Source organism: Pseudonocardia xinjiangensis (assembly GCF_050948425.1).
Classification (GTDB): domain Bacteria; phylum Actinomycetota; class Actinomycetes; order Mycobacteriales; family Pseudonocardiaceae; genus Pseudonocardia; species Pseudonocardia xinjiangensis.
In genome coordinates this window covers 6174439-6198311 of record NZ_CP192009.1, presented here as the reverse complement: position 1 = coordinate 6198311, position 23873 = coordinate 6174439, and the positions used below count along the sequence as shown (strand labels likewise).

At 70.5% G+C, this 23873-nt stretch carries 26 protein-coding genes and 2 tRNA genes; 10 read left to right on the top strand and 18 right to left on the bottom strand.

All coding sequences use genetic code 11. The features are described 5' to 3' along the window. On the top strand, positions 1–819 hold the full coding sequence (locus ACQPZA_RS29255; protein WP_433275361.1) for an Fpg/Nei family DNA glycosylase: 819 nt from the start codon (positions 1–3) through the stop codon (positions 817–819). Between the two features lie 8 nt (positions 820–827). On the opposite strand, the gene ACQPZA_RS29250 is transcribed toward ACQPZA_RS29255, so the two are convergent. Further along, the gene (locus ACQPZA_RS29250) at positions 828–1529 is read right to left on the bottom strand and encodes an alpha/beta fold hydrolase (protein WP_433275360.1); all 702 of its coding nucleotides are present in this window, start codon (positions 1527–1529) and stop codon (positions 828–830) included. 71 nt (positions 1530–1600) lie between these two features. Here ACQPZA_RS29250 and ACQPZA_RS29245 point away from each other — a divergent pair, with 71 nt between their 5' ends. Then, positions 1601–2242 carry a histidine phosphatase family protein gene (locus tag ACQPZA_RS29245; RefSeq protein ID WP_433275359.1) on the top strand — a complete coding sequence of 214 codons (642 nt, stop codon included), beginning with the start codon at positions 1601–1603 and terminating at the stop codon, positions 2240–2242. A gap of 8 nt (positions 2243–2250) precedes the next feature. Here ACQPZA_RS29245 and ACQPZA_RS29240 read toward each other — a convergent pair whose 3' ends face one another. Beyond that, complete coding sequence (locus ACQPZA_RS29240; RefSeq protein ID WP_433275358.1) at positions 2251–3483, bottom strand: cytochrome P450 family protein; 1233 nt, start codon at positions 3481–3483, stop codon at positions 2251–2253. Between the two features lie 52 nt (positions 3484–3535). Beyond that, positions 3536–4309 carry a hypothetical protein gene (locus ACQPZA_RS29235; RefSeq protein WP_433275357.1) on the bottom strand — a complete coding sequence of 258 codons (774 nt, stop codon included), beginning with the start codon at positions 4307–4309 and terminating at the stop codon, positions 3536–3538. Positions 4310–4423: 114 nt separating this feature from the next. Here ACQPZA_RS29235 and ACQPZA_RS29230 point away from each other — a divergent pair, with 114 nt between their 5' ends. Together ACQPZA_RS29230 and ACQPZA_RS29225 are read left to right on the top strand one after the other, a co-directional pair. Continuing rightward, a complete protein-coding gene (locus ACQPZA_RS29230) occupies positions 4424–5164 on the top strand; it encodes an HAD-IIA family hydrolase (RefSeq protein WP_211173972.1) in 741 nt (246 codons plus the stop codon). A gap of 89 nt (positions 5165–5253) precedes the next feature. Beyond that, positions 5254–5406, top strand: a complete 153-nt coding sequence (locus ACQPZA_RS29225) for a hypothetical protein (protein ID WP_433275356.1) — start codon at positions 5254–5256, stop codon at positions 5404–5406. A 22-nt stretch (positions 5407–5428) separates the two neighbouring features. On the opposite strand, the gene ACQPZA_RS29220 is transcribed toward ACQPZA_RS29225, so the two are convergent. Further along, positions 5429–5926, bottom strand: coding sequence for a GNAT family N-acetyltransferase (locus ACQPZA_RS29220; RefSeq protein WP_433275355.1), 498 nt, complete (start codon positions 5924–5926; stop codon positions 5429–5431). Positions 5927–5971: 45 nt separating this feature from the next. Between ACQPZA_RS29220 and ACQPZA_RS29215 the strand changes: the two genes are divergently transcribed. Beyond that, positions 5972–6520, top strand: coding sequence for a TetR family transcriptional regulator (locus ACQPZA_RS29215; RefSeq protein WP_433275354.1), 549 nt, complete (start codon positions 5972–5974; stop codon positions 6518–6520). A gap of 37 nt (positions 6521–6557) precedes the next feature. Here the strand turns inward: ACQPZA_RS29215 and ACQPZA_RS29210 are convergent, their stop codons facing one another. Beyond that, entirely contained in the window at positions 6558–7925 is a 1368-nt protein-coding gene (locus ACQPZA_RS29210; protein ID WP_433275353.1) for an acetamidase/formamidase family protein, read from the bottom strand. 295 nt (positions 7926–8220) lie between these two features. Here ACQPZA_RS29210 and ACQPZA_RS29205 point away from each other — a divergent pair, with 295 nt between their 5' ends. Then, on the top strand, positions 8221–8424 hold the full coding sequence (locus ACQPZA_RS29205; RefSeq protein WP_169395190.1) for a cold-shock protein: 204 nt from the start codon (positions 8221–8223) through the stop codon (positions 8422–8424). A gap of 78 nt (positions 8425–8502) precedes the next feature. Here the strand turns inward: ACQPZA_RS29205 and ACQPZA_RS29200 are convergent, their stop codons facing one another. Both ACQPZA_RS29200 and ACQPZA_RS29195 read right to left on the bottom strand, forming a co-directional pair. Further along, positions 8503–9465: an IS481 family transposase gene (locus ACQPZA_RS29200; RefSeq protein ID WP_433275352.1), complete on the bottom strand. Its 963-nt coding sequence runs from the start codon at positions 9463–9465 to the stop codon at positions 8503–8505. 288 nt (positions 9466–9753) lie between these two features. Beyond that, positions 9754–10389, bottom strand: coding sequence for a TetR/AcrR family transcriptional regulator (locus ACQPZA_RS29195; RefSeq protein WP_433275351.1), 636 nt, complete (start codon positions 10387–10389; stop codon positions 9754–9756). Positions 10390–10551: 162 nt separating this feature from the next. Between ACQPZA_RS29195 and ACQPZA_RS29190 the strand changes: the two genes are divergently transcribed. Beyond that, entirely contained in the window at positions 10552–11760 is a 1209-nt protein-coding gene (locus ACQPZA_RS29190) for a cytochrome P450 (RefSeq protein WP_433275350.1), read from the top strand. A gap of 106 nt (positions 11761–11866) precedes the next feature. Here ACQPZA_RS29190 and ACQPZA_RS29185 read toward each other — a convergent pair whose 3' ends face one another. Together ACQPZA_RS29185 and ACQPZA_RS29180 are read right to left on the bottom strand one after the other, a co-directional pair. Next, on the bottom strand, positions 11867–12772 hold the full coding sequence (locus ACQPZA_RS29185; protein WP_433275349.1) for an alpha/beta fold hydrolase: 906 nt from the start codon (positions 12770–12772) through the stop codon (positions 11867–11869). Positions 12773–12871: 99 nt separating this feature from the next. Continuing rightward, positions 12872–13450 carry a TetR/AcrR family transcriptional regulator gene (locus ACQPZA_RS29180; protein WP_433275348.1) on the bottom strand — a complete coding sequence of 193 codons (579 nt, stop codon included), beginning with the start codon at positions 13448–13450 and terminating at the stop codon, positions 12872–12874. Positions 13451–13548: 98 nt separating this feature from the next. Between ACQPZA_RS29180 and ACQPZA_RS29175 the strand changes: the two genes are divergently transcribed. After that, a complete protein-coding gene (locus tag ACQPZA_RS29175) occupies positions 13549–14958 on the top strand; it encodes an alpha/beta fold hydrolase (RefSeq protein WP_433275347.1) in 1410 nt (469 codons plus the stop codon). 11 nt (positions 14959–14969) lie between these two features. On the opposite strand, the gene ACQPZA_RS29170 is transcribed toward ACQPZA_RS29175, so the two are convergent. Together ACQPZA_RS29170 and ACQPZA_RS29165 are read right to left on the bottom strand one after the other, a co-directional pair. After that, the gene (locus tag ACQPZA_RS29170; protein ID WP_433283043.1) at positions 14970–15500 is read right to left on the bottom strand and encodes a GNAT family N-acetyltransferase; all 531 of its coding nucleotides are present in this window, start codon (positions 15498–15500) and stop codon (positions 14970–14972) included. A 144-nt stretch (positions 15501–15644) separates the two neighbouring features. Then, a tRNA-Pro gene (locus tag ACQPZA_RS29165) sits at positions 15645–15721 on the bottom strand. 251 nt (positions 15722–15972) lie between these two features. Here ACQPZA_RS29165 and ACQPZA_RS29160 point away from each other — a divergent pair. Further along, positions 15973–16043, top strand: a tRNA-Gly gene (locus ACQPZA_RS29160). 226 nt (positions 16044–16269) lie between these two features. Here ACQPZA_RS29160 and ACQPZA_RS29155 read toward each other — a convergent pair. The 5 genes from ACQPZA_RS29155 to ACQPZA_RS29135 form a co-directional block, all read right to left on the bottom strand. Further along, positions 16270–16479 carry a helix-turn-helix domain-containing protein gene (locus ACQPZA_RS29155; RefSeq protein ID WP_433275346.1) on the bottom strand — a complete coding sequence of 70 codons (210 nt, stop codon included), beginning with the start codon at positions 16477–16479 and terminating at the stop codon, positions 16270–16272. After that, the gene (locus ACQPZA_RS29150) at positions 16476–17633 is read right to left on the bottom strand and encodes a serine hydrolase domain-containing protein (protein WP_433275345.1); all 1158 of its coding nucleotides are present in this window, start codon (positions 17631–17633) and stop codon (positions 16476–16478) included. The genes ACQPZA_RS29155 and ACQPZA_RS29150 overlap by 4 nt, the downstream gene beginning before the upstream one ends. After that, positions 17626–18255 (bottom strand): TetR/AcrR family transcriptional regulator, encoded by a 630-nt coding sequence (locus ACQPZA_RS29145; protein WP_433275344.1) that lies wholly within the window; start codon positions 18253–18255, stop codon positions 17626–17628. The genes ACQPZA_RS29150 and ACQPZA_RS29145 overlap by 8 nt, the downstream gene beginning before the upstream one ends. A 297-nt stretch (positions 18256–18552) precedes the next feature. Then, the gene (locus tag ACQPZA_RS29140) at positions 18553–18864 is read right to left on the bottom strand and encodes a tyrosine-type recombinase/integrase (RefSeq protein WP_433275343.1); all 312 of its coding nucleotides are present in this window, start codon (positions 18862–18864) and stop codon (positions 18553–18555) included. Positions 18865–19697: 833 nt separating this feature from the next. Next, positions 19698–20126: a MerR family transcriptional regulator gene (locus ACQPZA_RS29135; RefSeq protein ID WP_433275342.1), complete on the bottom strand. Its 429-nt coding sequence runs from the start codon at positions 20124–20126 to the stop codon at positions 19698–19700. Here ACQPZA_RS29135 and ACQPZA_RS29130 point away from each other — a divergent pair. Further along, positions 20125–20820, top strand: a complete 696-nt coding sequence (locus ACQPZA_RS29130; protein WP_433275341.1) for a methyltransferase domain-containing protein — start codon at positions 20125–20127, stop codon at positions 20818–20820. The two genes, ACQPZA_RS29135 and ACQPZA_RS29130, sit on opposite strands and share 2 nt — an antisense overlap. 315 nt (positions 20821–21135) lie before the next feature. On the opposite strand, the gene ACQPZA_RS29125 is transcribed toward ACQPZA_RS29130, so the two are convergent. Then, entirely contained in the window at positions 21136–22803 is a 1668-nt protein-coding gene (locus ACQPZA_RS29125) for an alpha/beta hydrolase family protein (protein ID WP_433275340.1), read from the bottom strand. Positions 22804–23236: 433 nt separating this feature from the next. Then, positions 23237–23764: a 2'-5' RNA ligase family protein gene (locus tag ACQPZA_RS29120; RefSeq protein WP_433275339.1), complete on the bottom strand. Its 528-nt coding sequence runs from the start codon at positions 23762–23764 to the stop codon at positions 23237–23239. Positions 23765–23873 lie beyond the last annotated feature (109 nt).

Here is a 23873-nt window from a genome sequence, read left to right as displayed (position 1 = left end):
ATGCCGGAAGGTCACACGCTCCACCGGCTCGCCCGCCTGCACCGTCGCCGCTTCGCCGGCCTGCCCGTGGCCGTGTCGAGCCCGCAGGGCCGCTTCACGGCGAGCGCCGCCGTCCTCGACGGCCGGGTGCTGGTGCGCGCCGAGGCGCACGGCAAGCACCTGTTCCACCACTACGGTCCGGGTCTGGTCGTGCACGTCCACCTCGGCCTGTACGGGCAGTTCAGCGACGAGCCGCTGCCGGCCCAGGCCCCGCGCGGCCTCGTCCGGATGCGGATGGTCGGAGCCACGCACTACGCCGACCTGCGCGGACCCACGGCGTGTGAGCTGATCACCGCGGCCGAGGCGAGGGCGATCCGCGCCCGGCTCGGTGCCGACCCGCTGCGTCGCGACGCCGACCCGGACCGCGCCTGGGAGCGGATCTCCCGCTCCCGCGCCCCGCTGGCCACCCTGCTCATGGACCAGTCCGTGATCGCCGGCGTGGGCAACGTCTACCGCGCCGAGGTTCTGTTCCGCCACGGGCTCGACCCCCAGCTGCCCGGCCGCGCGCTGGACAGGACGCAGTGGGACGCACTGTGGGCCGACCTGGTCGCCCTGATGCGCGCGGGCGTGCGCCGGGGCCGGATCGACACCGTCGCCCCCGAGCACGACCCGCGCCGCACCGGCCGCGCGCCCCGCCAGGACCGGCACGGCGGGGAGGTCTACGCCTACCGCCGCGCCGGCAGCCCCTGCCTGGTGTGCGGCACGCCGATCGCGCACGTCGAGCATGCGGCCCGCAACCTGTTCTGGTGTCCCACCTGCCAGCCGGCGGTGAGCGCCTGACCCGCAGGTCAGTCGGCGAGCAGGGCCGCGAGCTCGGCGGGCGCGGTGATCATCGCGTCGTGGCCTGCGGCGATCTCGTCGAGCCGCCAGGACGGGTCCGCGCCCGCGGCCGCGGCGAACCCGGCGAAGCTGTCGTGGCCGGGCTTCACCGTGCAGTGGACGAAACGGCGCGGCACCTCGGGCACCGGGCCGGGCGGCAGCGGGTCGGCCAGTGCGCGCAGGGGGTGCGGGCGCAGCCGGGGTCGCACCCAGTCGCGGTCGGCGGGATCGGTGACGGCCCAGCCGTCCATCCCGGTGTCCGGGTCCAGGACGATCCGGTCCAGCGCGTCCACGGCGGCGGTGAAGAACTGGCGGCGTTGCGGGGTGAGCGTGTCCAGGATCGACTGCCCGGGCTTCGGCACGAACGCGTCGAGGTACACGAGCTCGCGGAGCCGGTGGGCGCAGCGCTGGGCCACCCCGGTGATCACCGCGCCGCCGGCGCTGTGCCCGACGAGCACCACGTCCTGCAGGTCGTCGATCTCCAGCACCGCCACGACGTCCTCGACGTGCGTGTGGAGGCCCGTGTCCGGGCCGTGCAGGTGAGCGCGGTCGCCCACTCCGGTCAGGGTGGGGGCATGGACCTCGTGCCCCTTCTCCACCAGCAACGGTGTGACCCGCCGCCAGCACCAGCTGCCGTGCCACCCGCCGTGGACCAGGACGAACGTGGTCATGAGCGCCGACCGATCATGGCGACCATTGTGCGCTCGTCACCACTGCGGGGGGACCCTGGCAGGCTTCAGCGGTGCCGACGGAAGCCCGGACCACGGACAGAGCCGCCCGCTACCTCTATCTCGCCCGGCACGGTGAGGCCTCGGCCGACGAGACCGCGCTGACCGAGAAAGGCCGCCGCCAGGCCGTCCTGCTCGGCGAACGGCTCAGGAGCACACCGCTGTCCGCCATCCATCACGGCCCGCTGCCCCGAGCGGAACAGACGGCCCGGCTGATCGGCGAGCAGTGTGCCGACGTCCCGCTGCGATCGTCGGAGCTCGCGGGGGACTACCTGCCCTACCTGCCGCAGAGACAGGAACTGCCCGAGGACGCGGCCGGCTCCCTGCTCGGCTTCCTCGGCGGCTTCACGGAAGCAGAACGCGAGCACGGCCCCGCGCTGGCCAGGCAAGCCCTTGCGGCGTTCACCGGACCGGTCGAGGGCGGCCGGCCCCGGCACGAGCTGGTCGTCACCCACAACTTCCTCGTCGGATGGCTGGTACGAGCCGCCCTCGACGCGCCCGAGTGGCGCTGGATGGGCCTCAACCACGGCAACGCCGCTCTGACGGTGATCCGCTACGCGCCCGGCAGGCCGTCCTCCGTGCTCGTTCACAACGACATGCGGCATCTGCCCGCCGACCTGCGCTGGACCGGCTTTCCCCCCGAACTCCAGGTCTGACGACGTCGTCACCCCGGCTGGGCGACCCTCGATCGGCTGGTTCTGACGGGCAGCTCGGCCATCGCGTTCACCAGCAGGGAGGGATGGCGCGTGGGGTCGCCCGCCCCGTCGGCCAGGTGCAGGTCGGGGAAGCGGGCGAGCAGCGAGCCGATCGCGATGCGGCCCTCGAGCCGCGCGAGCGGTGCGCCGAGGCAGTGGTGGACGCCGTGGCCGAACGCGAGGTGCTGGGCGGCGTCGGCGCGGGCGATGTCGAACCCGGCGGGGTCCTCGAACCGGGCCGGGTCGCGGCCGGCCGTGAACAGCACCGGAACCACCACCTCGCCTGCGGGGATCGTGACGCCGCCGACCTCGACGGGTGTGGTGGTGACCGACGGGATGGCCACCTGCAGCGGCGGGTCGTACCGGAGCATCTCCTCGATCGCCGCGGGCAGCCGATCCGGCTCCGCGCGCAGCAGTTGCCGCTGCTCGGGATGCGAGAGCAGCGCGTGCGTACCGAGGACGATCAGGCTGGCCGTCGTCTCGTACCCGGCCACCAGCAGCAGCTTCACCATCGACGTGAGCTCGTCCTCGGAGAGCCGATCGGTCCCGTCGCGCACGGCGATGAGGTCGGAGAGCAGGTCGTCGGCGGGAGCGGCCCGCTTCTCCGCGATGAGCCCGCGGACGTACCCGACCAGCTGCTCCACCGCGTCGACGTAGGTGTCCGCGGGATACACCGAGCCGTTGATGACGATCGTGGTCCAGTCCCGGAACGCCTCCCGGCGCTGCTCGGGCACCCCGAGGAGCTCAGTGATCACGGCGATCGGCAGGGGGTAGCCGAACACCGCGGCGAGGTCGACCGGCGCACCGGCGCGTCCGGCGGTGGCGACGTCGTCGAGGAGCGCGTCGGTGATCGCCTGGATCCGGGGCGCCATCGTGTCGATCCGCCGGCGCGTGAACGCGGCCGACACCAGCCGCCGCAGCCGGGTGTGGTCCGGGGGATTGCTGGTGAGCATGTGCGTGTTCTGCGCCGCGTTGAGCTCCGCGGGGATCTGGTCGAAATGCGGACCGCCGGGACGCTTCGCGATGCCGGGGTGGGCCAGCAGTGCCCGGGCCTCGGCGTACCCGGAGACCAGCCACACCCGGACACCGGTGAACAGCACGGTCTCCTGCACCGGACCGGACGCCGTCAGCTGCTCGTAGGCGGCGCGGCGGGCAGAGGTGGTGGTCTCGGTGAAGGGCGATGGGCCCGTTCCGACCGTCATGATCGCCGACGCTACCGCCCCGCGCGGCGCCGGAGCGACCATCTCGCCCTGGTCAGAAGTCGCCGAACCCCCCGCCGCCGAAGTCGCCGCCGCCGTCGAAGCCGCCGAAGTCGCCGCCCCCCGGATCGCCCCCGTCGATGCCGCCGCCGTCGTCGCCCCCGACGTCACCCTGGGCGTCGTCGTAGCCGGCGCCGTCGGAGAACCCGTCGGCGTACGCCACGCCCGCCATGCCCGAGAACATCGCGCTGAACAGCAGTGCCGAGCCGATCCCCCAGGCGCCGGCGACCAGGGCCGGGCGCCACCACGGCTCGGAGTACCAGCCGCGCGGCACCGGCCGACCGGCGACGTCCCCGCCGGGGTAGTAGTGCCGGTTGCGCTCGGACGGTGCGGGGGAGGCGCTGTAGGAGTGGCCGTCGAGCTCCACGTCGCGCTCCTCGGTGACGGCGCCCGCGCGCTGCTGCCCGGGCAGCGGGGGCAGCTCGGGTCCGGGATCGAGGTCCATCGCGGTGCGGGCCGCGCGCACGTAGTAGAGGCCCTCGTAGGCGGTCTCGGTGACCTGCCTGGTCTGGGTGGTGCTGCGCGCCTGCTCCATCTGGGAGCCTGCCGCGGTGTAGCGCTCGGCGGCGTCGGCCAGTGCCTGTTTCGCCGCCTCGTTGGTGCCGACGAGGTTGAGCACCTGCCCACCCAGCCGTTCCACCCAGCGTCGTGCCTCGGACTTCGCGTCCTCGAGCTCCCGCTCCCGGGCGGCCGCGCGCTGCCGGATGAGCCAGGCGGCGCCCGCCACGATCAGCACGAGGACGACCACGGTGAGGATCGTTCCCGCCATGCCAACCAACTCCCTCATAACGCCTCAAGCTGGACAACGCCGGTAGGAAAGGCATCGTTCCCCTAGGCTCCCATCGTGGGAGACCCCAAGGCGATCGACTGCTGGATGACCGACATGGACGGCGTGCTCGTACACGAGGGCAGGCTCATCCCTGGAGCCGACGCGTTCGTCTCGCGGCTCCGCGAGGTCGGCAAGCCGTTCCTGGTGCTCACCAACAACTCCATCTACACCCCACGTGACCTGCAGTTCCGGCTGCGCACCAGCGGTATCGACCTGCCGGTGGAGTCGATCTGGACCTCCGCGCTGGCCACCGCCACCTTCCTCGACGACCAGCGGCCCCAAGGCAGCGCGTACGTGGTGGGCGAGGCCGGCCTCACCACGGCGCTGCACGAGATCGGCTACGTGCTCACCGACAACTCGCCCGACTACGTGGTGCTCGGGGAGACCCGCACGTACAGCTTCGAGGCGGTGACCACGGCGATCCGGCTGATTGCGGCGGGCGCCCGCTTCGTCGCCACCAACCCCGACGCGACCGGCCCGTCGAAGGACGGGGTGCTGCCGGCCACCGGTGCGGTGGCCGCGCTGATCAGCCGCGCCACCGGCGTCAGCCCGTACTTTGTCGGGAAGCCGAACCCGCTGATGATGCGGGCGGCCCTCAACCGGGTGCAGGCCCACTCCGAGACCACCGTGATGGTCGGTGACCGCATGGACACCGACATCGTCGCGGGACTGGAGGCCGGGATGCGCACGATCCTGGTGCTGACCGGGATCATGCAGGCCGACGAGATCGACCGCTTCCCCTACCGGCCGTTCCGCGTCGTGCCTTCGATCGCCGACCTGGTGGACGAGATCTGAATCATGGTCGGACCGCGAACGCCCAGGTCACAGCGGTGCGGGAAGCCGCAGCCCGGAAAATGACAGGCTTGTGATTTAGCATCGGTCGCATGGACACGTCGAACACAACCGGATGGTGGAACTGCCTGGGCTGCAGCGTCGAGGTGGAGCTGCCGACCACGGCGACCTCAGGGTTCCAGGTGCCCTGCCCCGACTGCGGCGAGGCCATGACCGAGCAGTGGCAGTGGGACGCCGCCGCCTGACACGGCACGGGTGGCCCGGCCGTCAGGCCGGGCCCAGGTCGAGTTCGTAGGTCTGTTCCACCAGCTCCACACCGAAGTTGCAGCTCGGCTTCTGCTCCACCATGAGGAAGCCCGCCGCCAGGTAGATGTGCCGGGCCCTGGTGAGCACGTCGTTGGTCCAGAGTCGCAGCCGCCGGTATCCGGCGTCACGGGCGAACGTCACACAGGTGTCGACCAGCCGGGCGCCCAGCCCGTGGCCGCGAGCGTCGGGATGCACGAGCAGTACCCGCAGCTTGGCCGTGCCGGGATCGTCATCTGCCACGCAGAGCACGCAGCCCACGCGGCTGCCGTCCAGCTCGGCGATCCACCCGCGCTCGCACCTCTCGTCATGGGCGAGTGCGAAGTCGGTGACGATCTGCGACACGAGAGCCTCGAACGAGGCATCCCAGCCGTACTCGCGTGCGTACAGCTCGCCGTGCGCCTGGACCACCCAGCCCAGGTCGCCCGGTTCGCCGAGTGTCCGGACCCGGACCTCGCCCATCGGTCACCTCCACTGAAACGGTCGTTTCAGTGCCAGAATGACGCGGTGACCGCGGATGCGCAACCTCCGTCTCCCCGCCGCGAGGAACTCCTCGAACTCGCCTACCGGTACGCGTTGTCCCACGGACTGGCCGGGATGTCGCTGCGGCCGCTGGCGGAGGCCATCGGATCCAGCCCGCGCGTCCTGCTCTACCTCTTCGGCTCCAAGGACGGCCTGGTGCAGGCGCTGCTCGCGCGGTCGCGGCGGGAGGAGGTCGCCCTGCTGGCCGAGGCCGGATCGACGGACCGCCCGGCCGATGCGGTCCGCCGGTTGTGGGACTGGCTGGCCGACCCCGCCCACCGGGACCTGCTGCGGCTCTGGACGGAGGGCTACGCGCGTTCGCTCGTGGAGCCCGACGGGCCGTGGGGCGGGTTCGCGGCCCGCAGCGTCGAGGACTGGCTCGACGTCCTGCGTACCGTGCTGGGCCCGGACCGGTCAGCCGCCACCGCCGTGCTCGCCGTGCTGCGGGGAGCGCTGCTGGACCTGCTGGCCTCCGGGGACGTGGATCGCACCACCGCCGCCGTCCACCGGCAGTTGGCGCTGCTCGGCTCCTGACGGGTGACCACCGTCGACCACCACCTCGCCCGGCAGGTCAGCCCGTCGGGAAGTGCGACTTCGAGATCGCCCCGTGCACCCCGACCGTCCGGTCCACCACCTGCGAGACCGTGAAGTTCGCCGCCGCGGACAGGTAGGCGTAGGCGGTGGGCCGGTCCATGCCCTGGTCGTGCTCGAGGAAGTCGAGGGCATTCACCACGGCACGGCGCATGGCGACGTTCAGGTCGGTGCCCTGCCCGTTCGCCGAACCGTCCGGGTCGGACAGGCCGATCGGTACCCACACGTCGGGCGTCTCCGCGAACGGGTAGCGGTAGGCGACCGAGGGAGCGTCCCCGGAGCCGGGCTTGCAGACGGTGAGCCGGAAGGTCGCCCGCAACGACCCCTCCAGCGCGGTGAGGGCCACCTCGCCGTCCCCCATCGCCAGGTGCGGGTCGCCGACGTAGAACAGCGCGCCCTCCCCGTGGACGGGCAGGTAGAACGCCGAGTCCGGGCCCAGCAGCCGGATGTCGATGTTGCCGCCACCGAGCGTGGGCGGGATCGAGTTGAGCTCGGGCGCGGTCTCGCCTGCCGCAGTCGTGTGCGCCACGCCCATCGTCCCCATGAACGGTTGCAGGGGGAACACGACCTCACCCCGGCCCGACCCGAACGGCATCACGCCGACGGCTCCGCCCCCCTTTCCCGCCCGGACGCTGGTGAAGGTCGAGACGTTGCCGTAGCGCAGGGGGTCCTTCGTCGCACGACCGTCCGTGGCGACCGGCGGCATCACCTCCTCGACGGTGATGCCGGCGGGGGCGCCCCCGTCGGCGGTGCGGGCCAGCGCGCCCTTGCCGTGCCGGCTGGAGACCACGCCGTAGGGCACGCGCGGGACGGCCGACAGCGTCTCGACCTTGAGCACGTCGCCCGGTTCCGCCCCCTCGACGAAGATCGGCCCGGTGATCACGTGCGGGCCGTCGACGTCGAAGTTGCGCGGCGTGCGGTTGTAGTCGCGGGCGATCGCGACGGCATCGGTGAGCACGCCCTCCGGCGCCACCTGGTGGCGCCCGAAGTACGCGATCGGGTCGCGGCCCTGGTCCTCCAGGATGCCCTCGTGCGAGACCGTGTCGATGGTCACGGTCTCGCCCGACGCGATGCGCAGGGCCGGGGTGGCGCCGATCGCCGGGACGTACCCCCAGCGCACGGCCTCGGGCGTGGAGGGCAGGTAGTGGTCGCCGTCGATCGGGCCGGTGCCCGGCTGCAGCGGGGCGGCCGGCACCGATGACCGGGTGCCTGCTGCGGCGGGCGAGGCTCCGAGCAGGGACGATCCCATCGTTGCGGCGGTGACGGCGGTGGCGGCCCGCAGGAACCCCCTCCTCCCGATGCCTTCGACGATGAGTGCGCGTGCGACGATCGGATCGGGCGAGATCATCGGGTGATCGTCATGTGGTCCCGTATCGGTGGAGTTACCCGAGGTGTCGGCGATGTGAAGTGTCCCGATCGCCCCACGTCACCCGACGGAACGCGGCGTGTCGCGGGGGCGCGGGACAGAACCGCCTGCGACGTGGTTGGATGGGTGCAGGTCGTTCAGTTTCGGTGTTCGTGTGATGCACGCTCGCGGGAACAGGTTGGTGGGGGAGTCGGCGTCGACGTGACGTTGATCAGCCCATCAGGGTCGGCCGGGACGCGCACGGTGCGGGTCCCACCGTCTGCTAGGAGCACATCGCATGGCGCAGGGAACTGTGAAGTGGTTCAACGGCGAGAAGGGCTTCGGCTTCATCTCGGTCGACGGGGGCGGCGCTGACGTCTTCGTTCACTACTCCGAGATCGACGCCTCGGGCTTCCGTAGCCTCGACGAGGGGCAGCGCGTGGAGTTCGAGATCGGCCAGGGCACCAAGGGCCCGCAGGCCACCGGCGTTCGCGTCGTCTGATCCACCTCGCTCACCAGGAGCCCGTCTTCCCCAGGGGAGGCGGGCTCCCGGCGTTGCGGGGCTAGGTGTACTCGGCCGTCAGGTTGGTGACAGCCGGCTGATCGGTGGGAGTCCTGCGAGTGCGCTGTGGCGGCGTCGAGTGTTGTAGTGCTCGATCCAGGGTGCAAGAGCGGCGGTGCGGTCGTGGTTGCTGGTGAACACCTGCCGGTAGGCCCACTCGGTCTGCAGGGTGCGGTTGAGTCGTTCGACCTTGCCGTTCTGCCAGGGGCAGTGCGGTTTGATGAACACCTGCCGGGCGCCGAGTGCGGCGATGACCTCGCGTAATGAGTACTTGTAGGCCCAGGCGTTGTCGGTCATGACCCGCTCGATACGACCGATCCCGTGGTGGGCGAAGTAGCCCGCGGCGCGGTGCAGGAATCCGGCGCAGGTGGGGCCCTTCTCATCGGGGAGGACCTCGGAGTAGGCCAGCCGGGAGTGGTCATCGACGAGGGAATGGACGAAGTCGAACCCGATCGTGCGGGTGCGGTCCCGGTCGCGGGCGGCGCGTCCGTGGGCGCGCCAGCCGCCGCCCTCGGGGATCCGGCCGATCTTCTTCACGTCCATGTGCACCAGCTCGCCGGGTCGGTCGCGTTCGTAGCGGACCGCGGTGGTCTTGCTGGCCCGGATCGGGGCGCCGGTCAGCGGGTCGAGTTCGCGCAGGTAGGGCATCTGGTGGCGGCGCAGGATCCGTGACACAGTCCGGGCCGGGATGCCGAGCTCGGGGCCGATCCAGTCCTGCCCGCGCCGCTGGCGTTCCCGCAGGGCCACAACCTGGGCTTCGGTCCGGGTGGGAGTACGGGCCGGTGAGGTGTGGGGTCGCGAAGAACGGTCGTGCAGCCCGTGCTCGCCTTCGCTGCGGTAGCGGGCGATCCAGCGGCTCACGCACTGGCGGGAGACCCCCATCTCGGCGGCCACGTGGGAGCGCGGACGCCGCTGGTGCAGGACTCGCTCGACGATCGTGCGTCGGCCGTGGAAGGTCAGGCGGGCATTACCGTGTGACACGAGAGCCTCCGGGCGGAGTGGGTCCTAGACAAGCCACACCCCAACCGGAGGCTCTCCCTCGTTCAACAACCCCGTCCGCGTGTCACGACAACCGATCTGCCACCAACGTCCTGGCCGAGTACAGCTAGGGGGTGTCCCGCGGATCTTCGATCGCGATAGCCGCGCCCAGGCGGCCCCTGGCGACACCGCCGAACCGCCCGAATACGCCCGGTATGAGGGCGATCCAGCGGCGCCGCCAGGAACCACCTGGACCACGGCTCTCATCGACCGAGATCCACAGGACACCCCCTAGGGGCCGATGTCCTCGGCGGTGATGGGCCGCCCGGGCAGCGGTGCGCCGGAGGACGGCGCGCGTAGGCCGTCGAGTATCAGCGCCATGCAGCGCTCTGCCGCCAGTCCGGCGACCGTGTCGTCGGTCTTGGGCACCTGCCGTACCAGCAGTGCGAACACCATTGCGACATCACCGGTGTCGATGTCGTCGCGCAGGGTGCCTTCCGCCTGTGCGGCGTGCACCACGGTGTCGAGCACCTCGATCAGCGCCCGGCGGAGCTCGTTGCGCTCCTCGTCGTCGCGCAACGCGATCCTCGGCGGCGACGTCATGGCGAGCTGCATGGTCAACCGGAGCTCCTGGGACTGGTGCAGGAAGCGGACCAGCGCTTCCCACGCCGTGGGTTCCTCCGCCACCGCCGCACGTGCCTCGGCCAGCGCCTTCTCGAAGCTGTCCCGGGCCACGGCCTGGATCAGCGCCTCCCGGTCGGGGAAGCGGCGGTAGAGCGTGCCGATGCCGACGCCGGCGGCACGCGCGATCTCCTCCATCGGCACATCCGGCCCCTGCACGGCGAACCACTGCTTGGCCGCGGCCAGTATCTGGTCACGGTTGCGGCGTGCGTCGGCCCTCAGGCCCGTCACCGGATCCGCGGTCATGCAGATCACCCCCCGTACTTCGCCCGGATTGTTGCACGGGGTCCGGTTGGCTCCGTGGACGTGCTCCGACTAGGTGGACGAAAATCCTCCGCTTGCGTACCGTGGACAGCGTAACCGGAGGTCAATCCTCCACATGGTAGGCGTTCCGATGGGGGTACCGCGATGACCGAACTGGTCGACCAGCAGGTTCCGACGTTCCCGATGCAGCGCACGTGCCCCTTCTCCCCGCCTGCGGCGTACGAGGAGCTGCGCGAGCAGTCGCCGATCGCCCGCGTCCTGCTGCCCACCGGGCGCCACGCCTGGCTGGTGACCAAGCACGAGGACGTGCGCGCGGTACTGGCCGACACCCGGTTCAGCTCCGACCGCAACCACCCCGACTTCCCGCGGTTGATCGAGCTGCCGCCGGACCGGCCGATGTTCTCGCCCTCCCTGATCTCGATGGACCCGCCCGAGCACGGTCCGGCCCGCCGCGCCGTGGTGGGCGAGTTCACCGTCAGGCGCACCCGGGCGTTGCAGCCGCGGATCCAGCAGATCGTGGACGAGAGCATCGACGCGATGGTCGCCGGCCCCCGGCCGGCGGACTTCGTGCAGGCGTTCTCGTTGCCCGTGCCGTCACTGGTGATCTGCGAGCTGCTCGGGGTGCCCTATGCCGACCACGAGTTCTTCCAGTCCCGGTCGAAGCTGCTGATCACCCGCACGACGAGTGCCGAGGATCGGTTCCGTGCGGTGGAGGAGGTGCGCAACTACCTGGACGAGCTGGTCACCTCGAAGGAGCACGAGCCCACCGACGACCTGCTCGGCCGGCAGGTGCTGAAGCAGCGCGAGAACGGCACGGTGGACCATGCGGGACTGGTGGGGATGGCCTTCCTGCTCCTGATCGCCGGGCACGAGACCACGGCGAACATGATCTCGCTAGGCACCATCGCGCTGCTGCAGAATCCGGACCAGCTCGCGATCATCAAGGCCGACCCGTCCAGGACCCCGGACGCCGTCGAGGAGCTGCTGCGGTACTTCAGCATCGCCGACACCGCGACGGCCCGGGTCGCCACCGCCGACATCGAGCTCGACGGAGTCCGGATCAAGGCTGGTGACGGCGTGTTCGCGCTCAGCTACGCCGCCAACACCGACCCGGAGGTGTTCGACGACCCGGACAGCCTGGACGTCGCGCGCGGAGCCCGTCACCACGTGGCCTTCGGCTTCGGCCCCCACCAGTGCCTCGGGCAGAACCTGGCGCGGGCCGAGCTGCAGATCGTGTTCGACACGCTGTTCCGCCGGCTCCCCGACCTGCAGCTGGCGACCCCCATCGAGAAGCTGACGTACAAGGACAACGCCGTCGTCTACGGCGTCGAGCAACTGCCGGTGACCTGGTAGTCGTCATGACCGACATCGCCGTGGTCACCGGAGCCAGCCGGGGGGCGGGCAAGGGGATCGCCGTGGCGCTCGGCTGAGCTCCACCCCAGCCTCTGGTGAGGCCGCATCAGCGGCCCTCGCCGTGGAACCGGCGCAGGGCCGCCAGCGTCTCGGCCGGCTTCTCCTCCGCGAGGAAGTGTCCGCTGTCGAGCGCCTCACCGGTGACGTCGTCCGCCCAGCCGCGCCAGATCGTCAGCGGGTCGTAGTCGCCGCCCAGCCGGCCCTTCGCGCCCCACAGGACCTGGATCGGACAGGCGATCCTCCGGCCCGCGCTGTGGTCCTGCTCGTCGAGCAGCCGGTCGTACGTGGCGCCGGCGCGGTAGTCCTCGCAGATCGCATGCACGACCGCCGGGTTCCGGGCACATCTGACGTAGTCGGCGCGGGCCTCGGGCCGGAAGTTCGGCGCGTCGGCGCCGAACTGGGAGTCGAAGAAGAACCATTCCGGGTCGTGCCCGATCAGGGTCTCGGGAAACGGATACGGCCGGGCCAGGAACGGCCAGTGCCAGTAGTCGAGCGCGAAGCTCCGGTCGGCGTGGGCCCACGCCTCGCTCGTGGGGACGATGTCCAGGACGGTGAGCCGGCGAACGGCCTGCGGGTGGTCGAGGGCCAGGCGGTAGGTGACCCGGCCGCCGCGGTCGTGGCCTGCCACGTCGAAGCTCTCGAACCCGAACTGGTGCATCAGGCCGGCGACGTCGCTGGCCATGGCGCGCTTGCCGTAGCTCGCGTGGTCGGGGACGGACTCGGGCTTGCTGCTGTCGCCGTAGCCGCGCAGGTCGGGCGCCACGACCGTGAAGTCCTCGGCCAGCCCGCCCGCGACCTGACCCCACATCATGTGCGTCTGCGGGTACCCGTGCAGCAGCAGGAGGGGCGGGCCGGAACCACCGTGGCGCACCCGCAGGGACACCTCGCCCACGGTGATCTGCGACAGCTCGAAGCCCGCGAAGGCTCCGGCCTCTTCGGACGCCAACGTCATGCGTGCTCCCTGGAATTCGTCATGCGCGCTGCCGAAGCAATTCTACGCGGGAATACATGGGGCCATTCGCGACAATAGTGGGAACTGTCACGTGCGCCGTCAGGTGCTGCCTTTCGCGCCCGTTGCCCGGTGGTGACCCTCGAGAAGCTCGGCGAAGACGGCTGCCGCCGCGTCGACGCGAGCGGGGTCGGTGGCCACGAGCCGGTCCAGCGCCAGCCCGTCGAGGGTGTCCAGGATCAGGTCGGCCACCGGCGCCGCCCGCTCCGGCGCGATGCCGAACGCGACCAGGCCGGACTGCAGGGGCGCCCGCCAGGGTCCGCGCAGTCGCTCGGGGGCTGCGCGGAAGCGTTCCGGCTCCTGCACGGCGAGCACGCAGATCTCGAGATACAGCCGCGTGACCCGGGCCGCCGCCGGGGTGCTGAGCGCGGCCCACAGATGGTGCACCAGGTCGGCGAGACCGCGCACGTCCGGCCCCGGTGGCTCCAGCGACGCGGCGAGGCGCCGTTGTGCGAGGGCCAGGACCTCGCCGACCAGGCGCTCCTTGCTGCCGAAGTGGTAGATCAGCATCCGGTCGCTGGTGCCGAGCGCTGCCGCGAGGGGCCGCAGCGACAACCCGACGAGCCCGTGGACCAGCACGTAGTCCAGGGCACCCTCGGCGAGTTCGGCGCGACGATCCACCGCTGAACCGTAGCAACCGCTTCACCCGTCGGCGTAGCGTCTGCTACGTTTCGGCTGTAGCGACCGCTACGTCGGGCGAGTCGATCGGCGGTGCCGCGATGACGTACAGACGGTGGGGTGCCGCTCTGGCCCCGGTGACGTGGGGCATGATCGCCGGCCTGACCACCCCACGGGGCCCACTGACCCCGACCGAGGCCCTGATCAGCGTCGGCGTCAGCCTCGTGGTCGGTGGCGTGGCCGGCCGGTGGAGCCGGTCGCGGTGGGCGATGCTGGTCGCACCGGCCCTGTTCGTGATCGCGGTCGAGATCGTCCGAACCGGTGCCGTCGGGCCGACCGTCGACGCCCCGCACGCCAGCATGTTGGGTGCGGTCGCGCTGGCCGCCGGGCGAGGGGTGCACGGGCTCCTGACCGTGCTGCCGATGGTCGTCGCCGCCGCCTACGGCGCCGGACCGGCCCGCCGCGGCCGCCTGGGCCGCTACCTCGATCGGGCCATGATCGGCGGGCTCGCCGCCGTCGTCGTACTGGTGACGGGCGCGGTGGCGCTGCCGGCACGCACGGACCCGATCCCCGGCGACCGCAGCATCGCCGAACTCGCGAGCGTCGACGCCGGCTCCCATCAGCTCGGCATGATGATCCGCGGCGCTGACACAGCCGGACCGGTCCTGCTGTTCGTGCCCGGTGCGCCCGGGGCAGCCGAACGGGGTGCGGTCCGCGCGCACCTCTCCGGACTGGAGCAGCACGTCGTCGTCGCCACCCTGGACCGGCGCGGCGGCGGCAGTTCCTACCCGGCGATCGAACCCACGCCGACCATGACCCTGGACGACGAGATCGACAACGTCGTCGCCGCCACGCACCACCTCAGGCAGCGGTTCGGCGCCGACCGGATCTATCTGCTGGCCCATTCCGGCGGGTCGATCCCGGCCGCGTTCGCGGTGCAGCGCCACCCCGAACTGTTCAGCGCCTACATCGGCGTCGGCCAGGCCGTCGACACCACCGAGGCCGACCAGGCGCAGTACGCCGCGACGCTCGACTGGGCTCGCCACCACCACGACAACGAACTCGCCGCGGCCCTCACCGCGGTGGGCCCACCCCCGTACGCTCGGATCTACGACTACGAACCGCTGATCCTCGCCGAGAGCAGGGCCTTCCCCCGCGCCGGTGGGCAAGGCGGACTCGACGAGAGCCTCGCGGCGTCGGAGTACACGGTTCTCGACAAGGTCCATCTCTTCGCGGGACTCGTCGACGCCCACGACGTCTACTACCCGCGGGTCCGGGACGTCGACCTGCGTACCGACATCCCGCGGCTCGAGGTGCCGGTGTACTTCGTGGACGGTGCTGACGAGGTTCCCGGTCGTGTACAGCCGATGCAGGAGTGGTTCGCGGGGCTCCAGGCGCCGCACAAGGAACATGTCCTTCTCGCCGAAAGCGGGCACCGGTCGTTGTACGAAAGACCTGCCGAGTTCACCGACATCCTCGTGCGCCGGGTGCTCGGCGGGCCGGCGACCTAAGGCGCCGGGCGTTACCTCAGCTCGCCTTCGAGCAGGCCCATGATGAACATGTCGTACCAGCTTCCGTCCCGCCGGAACGCCTCGCGCAATCTGCCTTCCTCGACGAACCCCACCTTCTCGTAGACATGGCGGGCGGCGTGATTCTCGGCCACGACACTCAAGAAGATCCTGTGCAGGCGCATCTTGTCGAAGCCGTACCGGCACATGGCACGCATGGCCTCGGTGGCGTAGCCCTGGCCCCAGTAGGACTTCTCGCCGAGGTAGATGTCGAGCTCAGCGCAACCGAGCTCGGGTTCGGCGTCGCGTAGCCGAACGATCCCGATGAGCTTCCTGTCGGCAACCACCTCGACGCCGAAGAGTACGTCGCGATAGGAGTTCGGCTCCCGGCTTTCCATCCGTCGTCTGGTCTGCGCGAGTGACGAGCCGTATCCGTCGTTCATCCACCGCATGACGTCCGGATCGTGGTTCCACCGCCACAGGTCGTCGGCGTCACCGGGCTCCATCGCCCTCAGCCGGATCCGAGTTCCTGATGCTGCTGCCATGCCGCCGGCGGAGCTCACCCGATCATCGTCGTCGGGAGCGGGGCGGGGTCGCAACGAGGTTCCGACCCCGGAACGTCGTCCCGCGTCGTGCGCCGGCGGTCGACCTGCCAGCCGGGAGCAAGATCGCATGCAACCGGGCTGACGTGGTCGGGGTGGCGGGATTTGAACCCACGGCCCCTCGCTCCCAAAGCGAGTGCGCTACCAAGCTGCGCCACACCCCGTCGGGTGAAGTCTAGGTGGTCGTCCCGGGACTCGTGACGCGGAGTCCTCGGACCTGCCCCAGCCGACCGTCCTGTTCGGAATCCGTTCCGAGCGGCGGGCTCAGGACCGACCGTGGATCCCAGAACGGGGGCGGCCGGCGGGCCGTACGACGGCGCCGCTGGTCGGCGGTGACTGGTGACCATCGAGGCGCGGGACGGGGGCGTTGCGGAGTCCGCTACGCTGGGCACGTCCCCGAGTCGGTGGGGGACACGCGGGCGTAGCTCAATGGTAGAGCCCCAGTCTTCCAAACTGGCTACGCGGGTTCGATTCCCGTCGCCCGCTCAGCGTCTCTACCAGCAAGAACAGCCGCCCCACCTGATCTTGGGTGGGGTGGCCGTTTGTTTCCGTGCAACTAGCGTGCAACTAGCCCTGGTCTTGAACTCGCGTGTCGGTACCTGATCCTGAGGGATCGAGTTGTGATCCTCTTCGGCCGTGACGCTGAGGCAGCAGCGACTCATCGAGGGCCGACGATCGCGGCGATGGACGCCCTCGTCGACTACCTCAAGGCTCAGGCCTCGAACCCGAGCGCCCGCATGTAGACGGCGAACTGGTCTCGGGCCGGGATGACCCGGGCTGCCTCGAACTCGAGGATGTCCTCGGTGCGCATGTCGGTGCGGTGGGCCAGTTCCGCGGCCGACACGCCCTGCATCTCGCGGGCCTCGCGGAGCACGATGGCGAGGTCCTCGGCGTCCTCCTGCGGGGTGAAACGGTTCGTCATCGCTGCTCCTTGATGCTGTTGATGGTCGCGGTGACCAGGCGCGCGGCTCGGGGGTCGGGAGTGAGACCGTCGCTGAGGCGGTTCATCACGTAGCCGAACGCCAGCCCGGTCTCCGGGTCGGCGAAGCCGATCGAGCCGCCGAGGCCGGAGAAGCCGAACATGGTCTGCGGCAGCCAGGGCGCCTCCGACGTCCATAGGGCGTAGCCGGTGCTCCATCGCACGGGGATGCGCATGATGCGGTCGCGGCCGGCTGCCTGCTCGGTGGTGGCCAGGGCCAGCGTGTCGGGTTCGAGGAGGCCGCCGATCAGCGCGGCGTAGAACCTGGCCAGCGCGCGGGCGGTGCACACGCCGTTGGTGGCCGGGATCTCGGCGGCCAGCACGTCCGGGTCGTTGTTGTCCATGCGAGGTTCCACGGCGTCGTAGGTGCGCGAGGTCAGCGAGGTCGGGTCGGTGTAGGCGGCAAGCACGTCCCGCAGTTGCTCGGGCAGGTCGTCGAGGTTGAACCCGGCCATCGCGTCGGGATCGGGCTCAGGCATGACGATCCGGCTCAGCCGGTGGTGCTGCGGTTTGGGCAGGCCGATCCAGAAGTCCAGGTCGAGGGGCTCGGCGATTTCGTCGCGGAAGAAGGTGCCGAGGCTTCGGCCCGACACCCGCCGTATCACCTCGCCGACCAGCCAGCCGAAGGTCAGCCCGTGGTAGCCGTGTTCGGTGCCGGGCGTCCAGAACGGGCGTTGCGCGGCCAGCGCGTCCACCATCGGGTCCCACGCCAGCGCGTCGGCGAGCGGGACCGGCCGGTCGAGGGCGGGCAGGCCGGCCTGGTGGGTGAGCAGCCAGCGGACCTTGACCGGAGCGGTGAACTCCGGCCAGTAGTCGCGGACCGGGGCGTCCAGGTCCAGCTCGCCGCGCTGAACGAGCAGCAGCGCGCAGGCCGACGTCGCCCCCTTGGTGGTGGAGTAGACGGCCTGCAGCGTGTCCCTCTGCCAGGGCCGGGCCTGCTGCGGGTCGGCGATCCCGCCCCACAGGTCGACCACCTTCTCCCCGTGCCGGTACACGCTGACCGCGGCCCCGACCTCGGCGCCCTCGGCGAAGTTGGCCGCGAACGCGTCGCGAACGCCCTCGAATCCTGGGGCGGTCTCGCCCTCGATCTCAGCCATCGACTCTTCTCTCCGGTGCTGCCACGGCGTGCTCGCACATGGCCACCAGTTCGCGGGTGTAGCCGGCCAGGTCCAGGTCCGGCTGGGTCAGCAGGTGCTGCAGCGCGCCGGACAGCATCTGCCGGATGATCACCGCGACGGTGCGCGGTTCGAACTCGCGGAACTCGCCCGCGCGCTGCCCGCGGACCAGCACCTCCTCTACGCCGTCGAGCTCGACGGAGTTGCTGGCCCCGACCCACCGGCCCAGCGCCTCGGGATGGCCCTGGAGGATCTGCACCAGGGCACGCATGTGGGCACGGTGGGTGTCGTAGAAGGCGATGCTGCCCTCCAGATACCCGCGCAGGGTCTCCCAGGCCGACGTGGCGCCGTCGCTGTGCGGGCGCACCACGGCGCCACCGGTCGCGTAGATCTCGGCCACCACCTGCCCGATCAGGTCGTCCTTGTTGGCGAAGTGGTACGAGATCAACCCCGGGCTGCTCAGCCCCGCCCGCCGGGCGATCTGCGCGAACGAGGCACGGGCGTAGCCGAGTTCGGCGATGGTCTCGATCGCAGCGGCGACGATCTGCTTCCGGCGTGCAGCCTCGGTGAAGGTTAGTTCACTCGACCCGGGATTAGGTTGCACGACCTAAAGTTAGTGCACTCATCAAATGTGTCTACGGCTGGGTCCGAGTCGCCACCACTCCGCCGCCGGCGTAGGCAAATGCTCCGGGGCGGCCAACGCGCCGACGCGGCCGTGCTGGTCGTGCCACGGGACGGGAGGCTGCGGTCGCCGTTGACGCGGTGCTGACGGACGTGCCGGGGCGGCAACGGCGAGGTGCCGTCAACTTGGTGGGACACGCCCGCTGGCCCGCTGCTGACCCTGGGACATGGTCCTGATCAGAACTTCGCCGCTTGATCAAACACGAGTTCTGAGAAGGTGTTATTTCGCGTCGGGCTGGGCGGCTGTCGTGGCCGTGGAGTGCGTGACGATGGTGCTCAGCCGGTCCGCGATCTGGCGGTCTCGCTCGCGTGTGGCGTGCTGGTAGATCAACGCGGCGCGCATCGAGCCGTGGCCCATCCGCTGCATGAGTTCGCGTGTGCTGGCGCCGGCAGCGGCGGCGAGTTGGTTGCCGGTGTGGCGGACGTCGTGGAAGTGGAACCCGCGTGGCAGTCCGACCACCGTCTGCGTCCACGGCGTGCTGCGGTGGAAGTTGCCTCGGCGCAGCGGGCCGTCCCGGTCACCGAGGAACACCAGACCCTCTGGTCCTGACTCCGCGAACGAGTCGAGCTTGGCGAAGCTCGTCGACGACGACGTCCGGCAAAGCGATCGACCGGGCGCCGGCCACGGACTTCGTGGGGCGGGCACATCTGACCGCGTCGGGTCTGCGCGATGCGGCGGTACACGTGCACGACGCGTCCCTCCAGATCGAGGTCACAATGCCGGACGCGACCAGTTCTCCCCAGCGGAAGCCCGGTCAATGCGGCGGCGAGGACGAGCACGCGGTACCGGGCAGGGACGAGATCGGCGAGGCGGTAGACCTGCGTCACGCTCGCAGTCGGGCGCTCCGGTGTCCGGTGCTGGCCCGCGCCCTTGATCCGGCACGAGTTCCGCTTGCTCCGGCCGTCATCCGTTGCAATGTTCATGAATCGACCAGTCCATGAAACGCCTCCGTGAGGCGATGCGCGACATCCACGGTGACGGTGGACAGGCCGCGGGGCAGTTTCAGAAAAATCTTACGACAACCTGGCGCGTCATGTGGCGCAGGTCGTGACATCCAGCGCCCGCAGAATCTGCCCGAATTCGTTCCGCTTCTCCGTCTAGGAACGAGATGGACCCGCAGCCCGCAAGCGCTCCAGATCAGAGCCTCGGTTGCCGGGTGGCTGTCTGGGAGAACCAGGGCGGCACCGTCGGCGAAGTTAGGGATTCGGACAGTTGTCGAGGGCCACTGGAGGCCAAGGGGGATTCCGCGCATCTCCCCACTTCCAGCACGCATGTCCCCATCTCAAGCACGTATGTCGCCAGTTCCGGGACGTACGCTCCCGCCCCGCCGAAACGGCCTCGAGATCCGCGCCACCGCTCCAGCTTCACGGCGTTGCCACCAGCTCTTCGAGGTGGGCTTGGTAGTTCGGGCAGGTCGCGATGTCGTCGTGGGTGCAGTTCAGCCCGGTCTCCAGGAGGTCGAGCGCGGCCCGCAGCGCCGCCATCCGGTCCAGCAGGGCGCGGTGATTGCGGCGCAGCACGTCCTTGCGCGCGGTCGGGTCGCCCGCGGTGAGGAACTCCCGGATCTCCCCCAACGGCAGACCGGCCTGCTTCGCACGCAGGATCGAGGCCACCCGGAACAGGTCGTCACGGCTGTAGCGCCGGCGGCCGCCGGTGACCCGGGCGGGGGCGAGCAGCCCGATCGACTCCCAGTGCCGCAACACGTGTGTCGGCAGGCCGAACTGGTCGGCCACCTGGCCGATCGTCAGCAGGCTTGACTTCATGTCCACATTAAGTCCGAGCATGGCGGGCATGTCCACTCTGCTGCCCATCCTTGACGCCGCCGACGCGCAGCCGGGAGCCGGCGAGCTGCGCGCGCGTTCCTACGAGTTGCTTGAGCCGCTCGCCGGCCGGACCGTGGTCGACGCCGGTTGCGGGGGCGGCCGTGCGGTCGCCGAGCTCGCCGAGCGCGGGGCTCGCGCGGTCGGCGTCGACCTCGACCCCGAGATGATCGCCGTGGCCCGCGAGCGCTGGCCCGGCGGCGAGTTCCACGTCGGCGACGCCTCCGAGCTGCCGCTCGAGACCGGCACGGCCGCCGGCTACCGCGCCGACAAGGTCCTGCACGCGATGGACGACCCGGCGCGGGCAGTGGCCGAGGCCCGCCGGGTGCTCGCGCCGGGCGGCCGGGCGGTGCTGCTCGGCCAGGACTGGGACACGATCATCATCGACTCGGAAGACCCGGAGACCACCCGTCGGTTGGTCCACGCGAAGGCGGACTCGCTCCCGTCGCCGCACGCCGCCCGCAAGTACCGCAACCTCCTGCTCGACGCCGGGTTCACCGACCCGGTCGTCGAGGTGCACACCACCGTGTTCACCGACGGCATCGCGCTCGCCCTGTTGCACCGAATCACCGAGGAGGAGGGCTGGCTCGCTGAGCAGGCCGAGCGCGCCCGCACGAACCGGATCTTCGTCGCGGTCCCGCTGTTCCTCGTCGCCGCACAGCGCTAGTGCGGAGCAGGAAGCTCCCAGTTCCACACCCCTGACCGCGAACTCTCGAGCACTTCTGCCGATGCACCGATCGCGCGCCACTGGCACCCGCCAGGAGGTGCACGGGGTCCCCCCACGTTAGGGGCGAGTGGCACAGGCGATCTGCCCGGTCGAGATCGGCCGGTTGCATGTGCGCAGCCGTGACGTCCCGGGGGCGGACGCGGAGCCGAGCGCGGAGCCGGAATGGGACCTCGAGCTGATCGAGCGCGCGATCACGCCCTTGTTTCTTCCAGTCGTCAGTATGGGAAGAACCACGCCAGGACCAAGCGTTCCCGGTCAGGGCTGGAGCCAGCGGTCGAACCAGGCACGGGTGCGGCGCAGGACGTCGAGTTGGTGATTGCGTTCCCGGATCGAGTGGCCCTCTCTGGGGTAGATCACGAACTCGTGCTCGGCGCCGAAGTGGCGCAGTGCCCGGTGGAAGTACACGGCCTGGCCGAGGGGGACGTTGGTGTCCTCGGCACCGTGCAGGATCAGCACCGGAGTGCGGACGCGGCTGGCGAAGGAGACCGGGCTGACCGCGTCATGCGGGTGCGGGCCGATTCCGTCCCACCCGATGCTGCCGCCGAGCGCACCGTCGAACTGGCCGTACTCCCCGGTCGCGGCGAGCATCCCCCAGTCGACGATGCCCGCGCTGACCAGCGCGGCGCGAAACCGGTCGGTCTGCCCAACGGCCCAGGCGGCCATGAATCCGCCGTGGCTCCCGCCGGCGATGCCCAGTCGGTCGGGGTCGGCGATGCCCTCGGCGATGAGCAGGTCGATGCCGGTCAGGATGTCGGTCCATTCCTCCCGGCCGACCCTGCCCGCGACGCTGGCCGCGAACTCGTGACCGTGGCCCTGGCCGCCGCGCGGGTTGGGCAGGAACACCGCGTATCCAGCGGTGGCCAGCCACTGTGGCTGTGCGCCGTGGAACGAGAACAACTGGAGGCGATCGGCGTAACGGTCGTAGGGGCCCCCGTGCACGATCGTTACGAGCGGGAACGGGCCGTCCGAAGCGGATTTCCCGACCGGCAGTACGAGCAGGCCGTCCAGATCGAGGCCGTCGGCGGCTCGATAGGCCAGCGGTCGCTGGGTGCCGAATGCGATGCCGTCCAGTTCGGGGCGGGTGTCCGTGATCTTCCGCAGCGGCCCGGTTGGTTGCCCCACGTGAACGTTCGTGGCCTGGTGACGGGTACCGGTCAGTGCCGCGATCGTCCTGCCTGCGGGGGTGGTGGTGAGGGCGTCGAGGTGGCCGGGGTGCTGCGACAGTGGCGTGGGGCCGTCGGGGTCGAGCCGGGCCAGGGTCGTGTTCAGGCCGTCGGCGAACACCACCAGAGGGGCGGCGTCGGTCTGGCACAGTTCGGTGGGGCACATCGGAAGGTCGGCGGTGCGGTTGCGTCGGACGCGGCTGCTCATGGCCAGGTCGAACACCGCGGTGCCGGCGTGGAGGACCGGTGGCGTGAGGGCGATGTAACCGAGGTGCCAACCGTCTTCGGTCGGCCACCAGGCCAGGGAGTGTGCCTCGGCCTCGACCGGTCCGAGGTCCTCCGCGGTCCCCGTTGTGGGGTCGAACAGGTGCAGTAGGCCGGTGCGGGGGCCGTAGTCCTTGTCGGCGCTGGCCTGGGTGAGTACGGCGAGCGGGCCACCGTCGGGTCGTTGCCGCAGTTCCACGACGTGCCGGTCGCCGAACACGCTCGGGGTGGTGACCTGGCCGGTGCGCAGGTCGAGCAGGCGCAGCCGAGCACGCGGTTCGCGCTCACCGACGACAATGGCGTCGTCGCGGTCCTGGGCGCGGCGCGTGTCCTGCTCGGTGGGCTCGTCCTCGGCGAGCAGAGCGACCAGGTTGGGATCGGCGAGCGGCAGGTGGTCGGTGATGCCAGCGCGCCAACTGGTCACCGCGGTCACCCCGTCGTCGGCAAGGGTGAACCGGTGCACCTGCGGAGTACCACGCTCGGCGTGGTCAGACATGAAGTACAGCGTGCGCGAGTCCGCGGACCAGCGAGGCCGGGATTCCGTTGCGGTGTCGGCGGTCGCCCGACGCCACACACCGTCGCCTTCGATGTCGGCGAGCCAGAGTGCGGTGTCGAGGTGGTCATCGATTCGGCTGATGGGGGCGAGAACGTAGCAGAGCAGATGCCCGTTCGGAGCGAGAGCCGGGCTCTGCGGGACGCGACCCTCGACCACGAGTTCGGCGGTCAAACCTTTCATGCGATCAGTGTGTCAACGTCAACAGCGCACCACATGGACGGTGGCGACTTGAGCGGGGTTCTTGCCACTACGCGGATGCGCAGGTAGCGGTCCCCAACTGCAGTCGTAACTACTTGGTGCGCTGACGTCACGTTGATTGTGACCGTGCGATGATGGGTGTCGTGTCATCAGGAGGCGACAATGTGTACCTCGCTCATACCGCGATGTCGAATTTCACCTTCCCGCTGGGAACCTCGATCACGCCCACCGATGTAATAGTGGCGCTAATGGGTAACGCCGCGGTTGTGACCGCGTCGATCGTGGCGGCGAAGTCGCCGACGTTCGACGCGAGCGTGCAGTGCGGGACGAAGGTGTCCGGTCGGTAGTAGTTCCAGTATCCGACTGCAAGGGATAGCACTTCGGTCGCTACCGCGCGCTGCACTCGCAGCAGCCGTTCGGTGGGAGTAACGCCGAGGAACGCAACGGACTCCGCTGTCTTGAAGAATCCGAGCGAGCTCAGCACGATGGACAGGTTCTGCAGTTCGCTCGCCAGCGCGGATACGACGCGCTCGACGGAGTCCATCGGCGCCGAGTCGAACACGCACAGCGTGACATGCGGCCGTGCATCGGCAACCGGACCGCTGCCCGCTGAGGCCACCCCGCGCGACTCAAGCAGCGCCCAAATCCTCCGTACGGCGGCGTCGGCGTCGCCGTCGAAGTACATCTCTAACGCGAAGGCCATAAGAATCCCCACAGCGGACGGTGAGTCTCTTCGGCGAGACGGCACCTGATGGCCTCGCGAGGCCGTTGCAGGTCGAGCAGCCGGCAGGTATGCGCCAGCAGGTCACTCA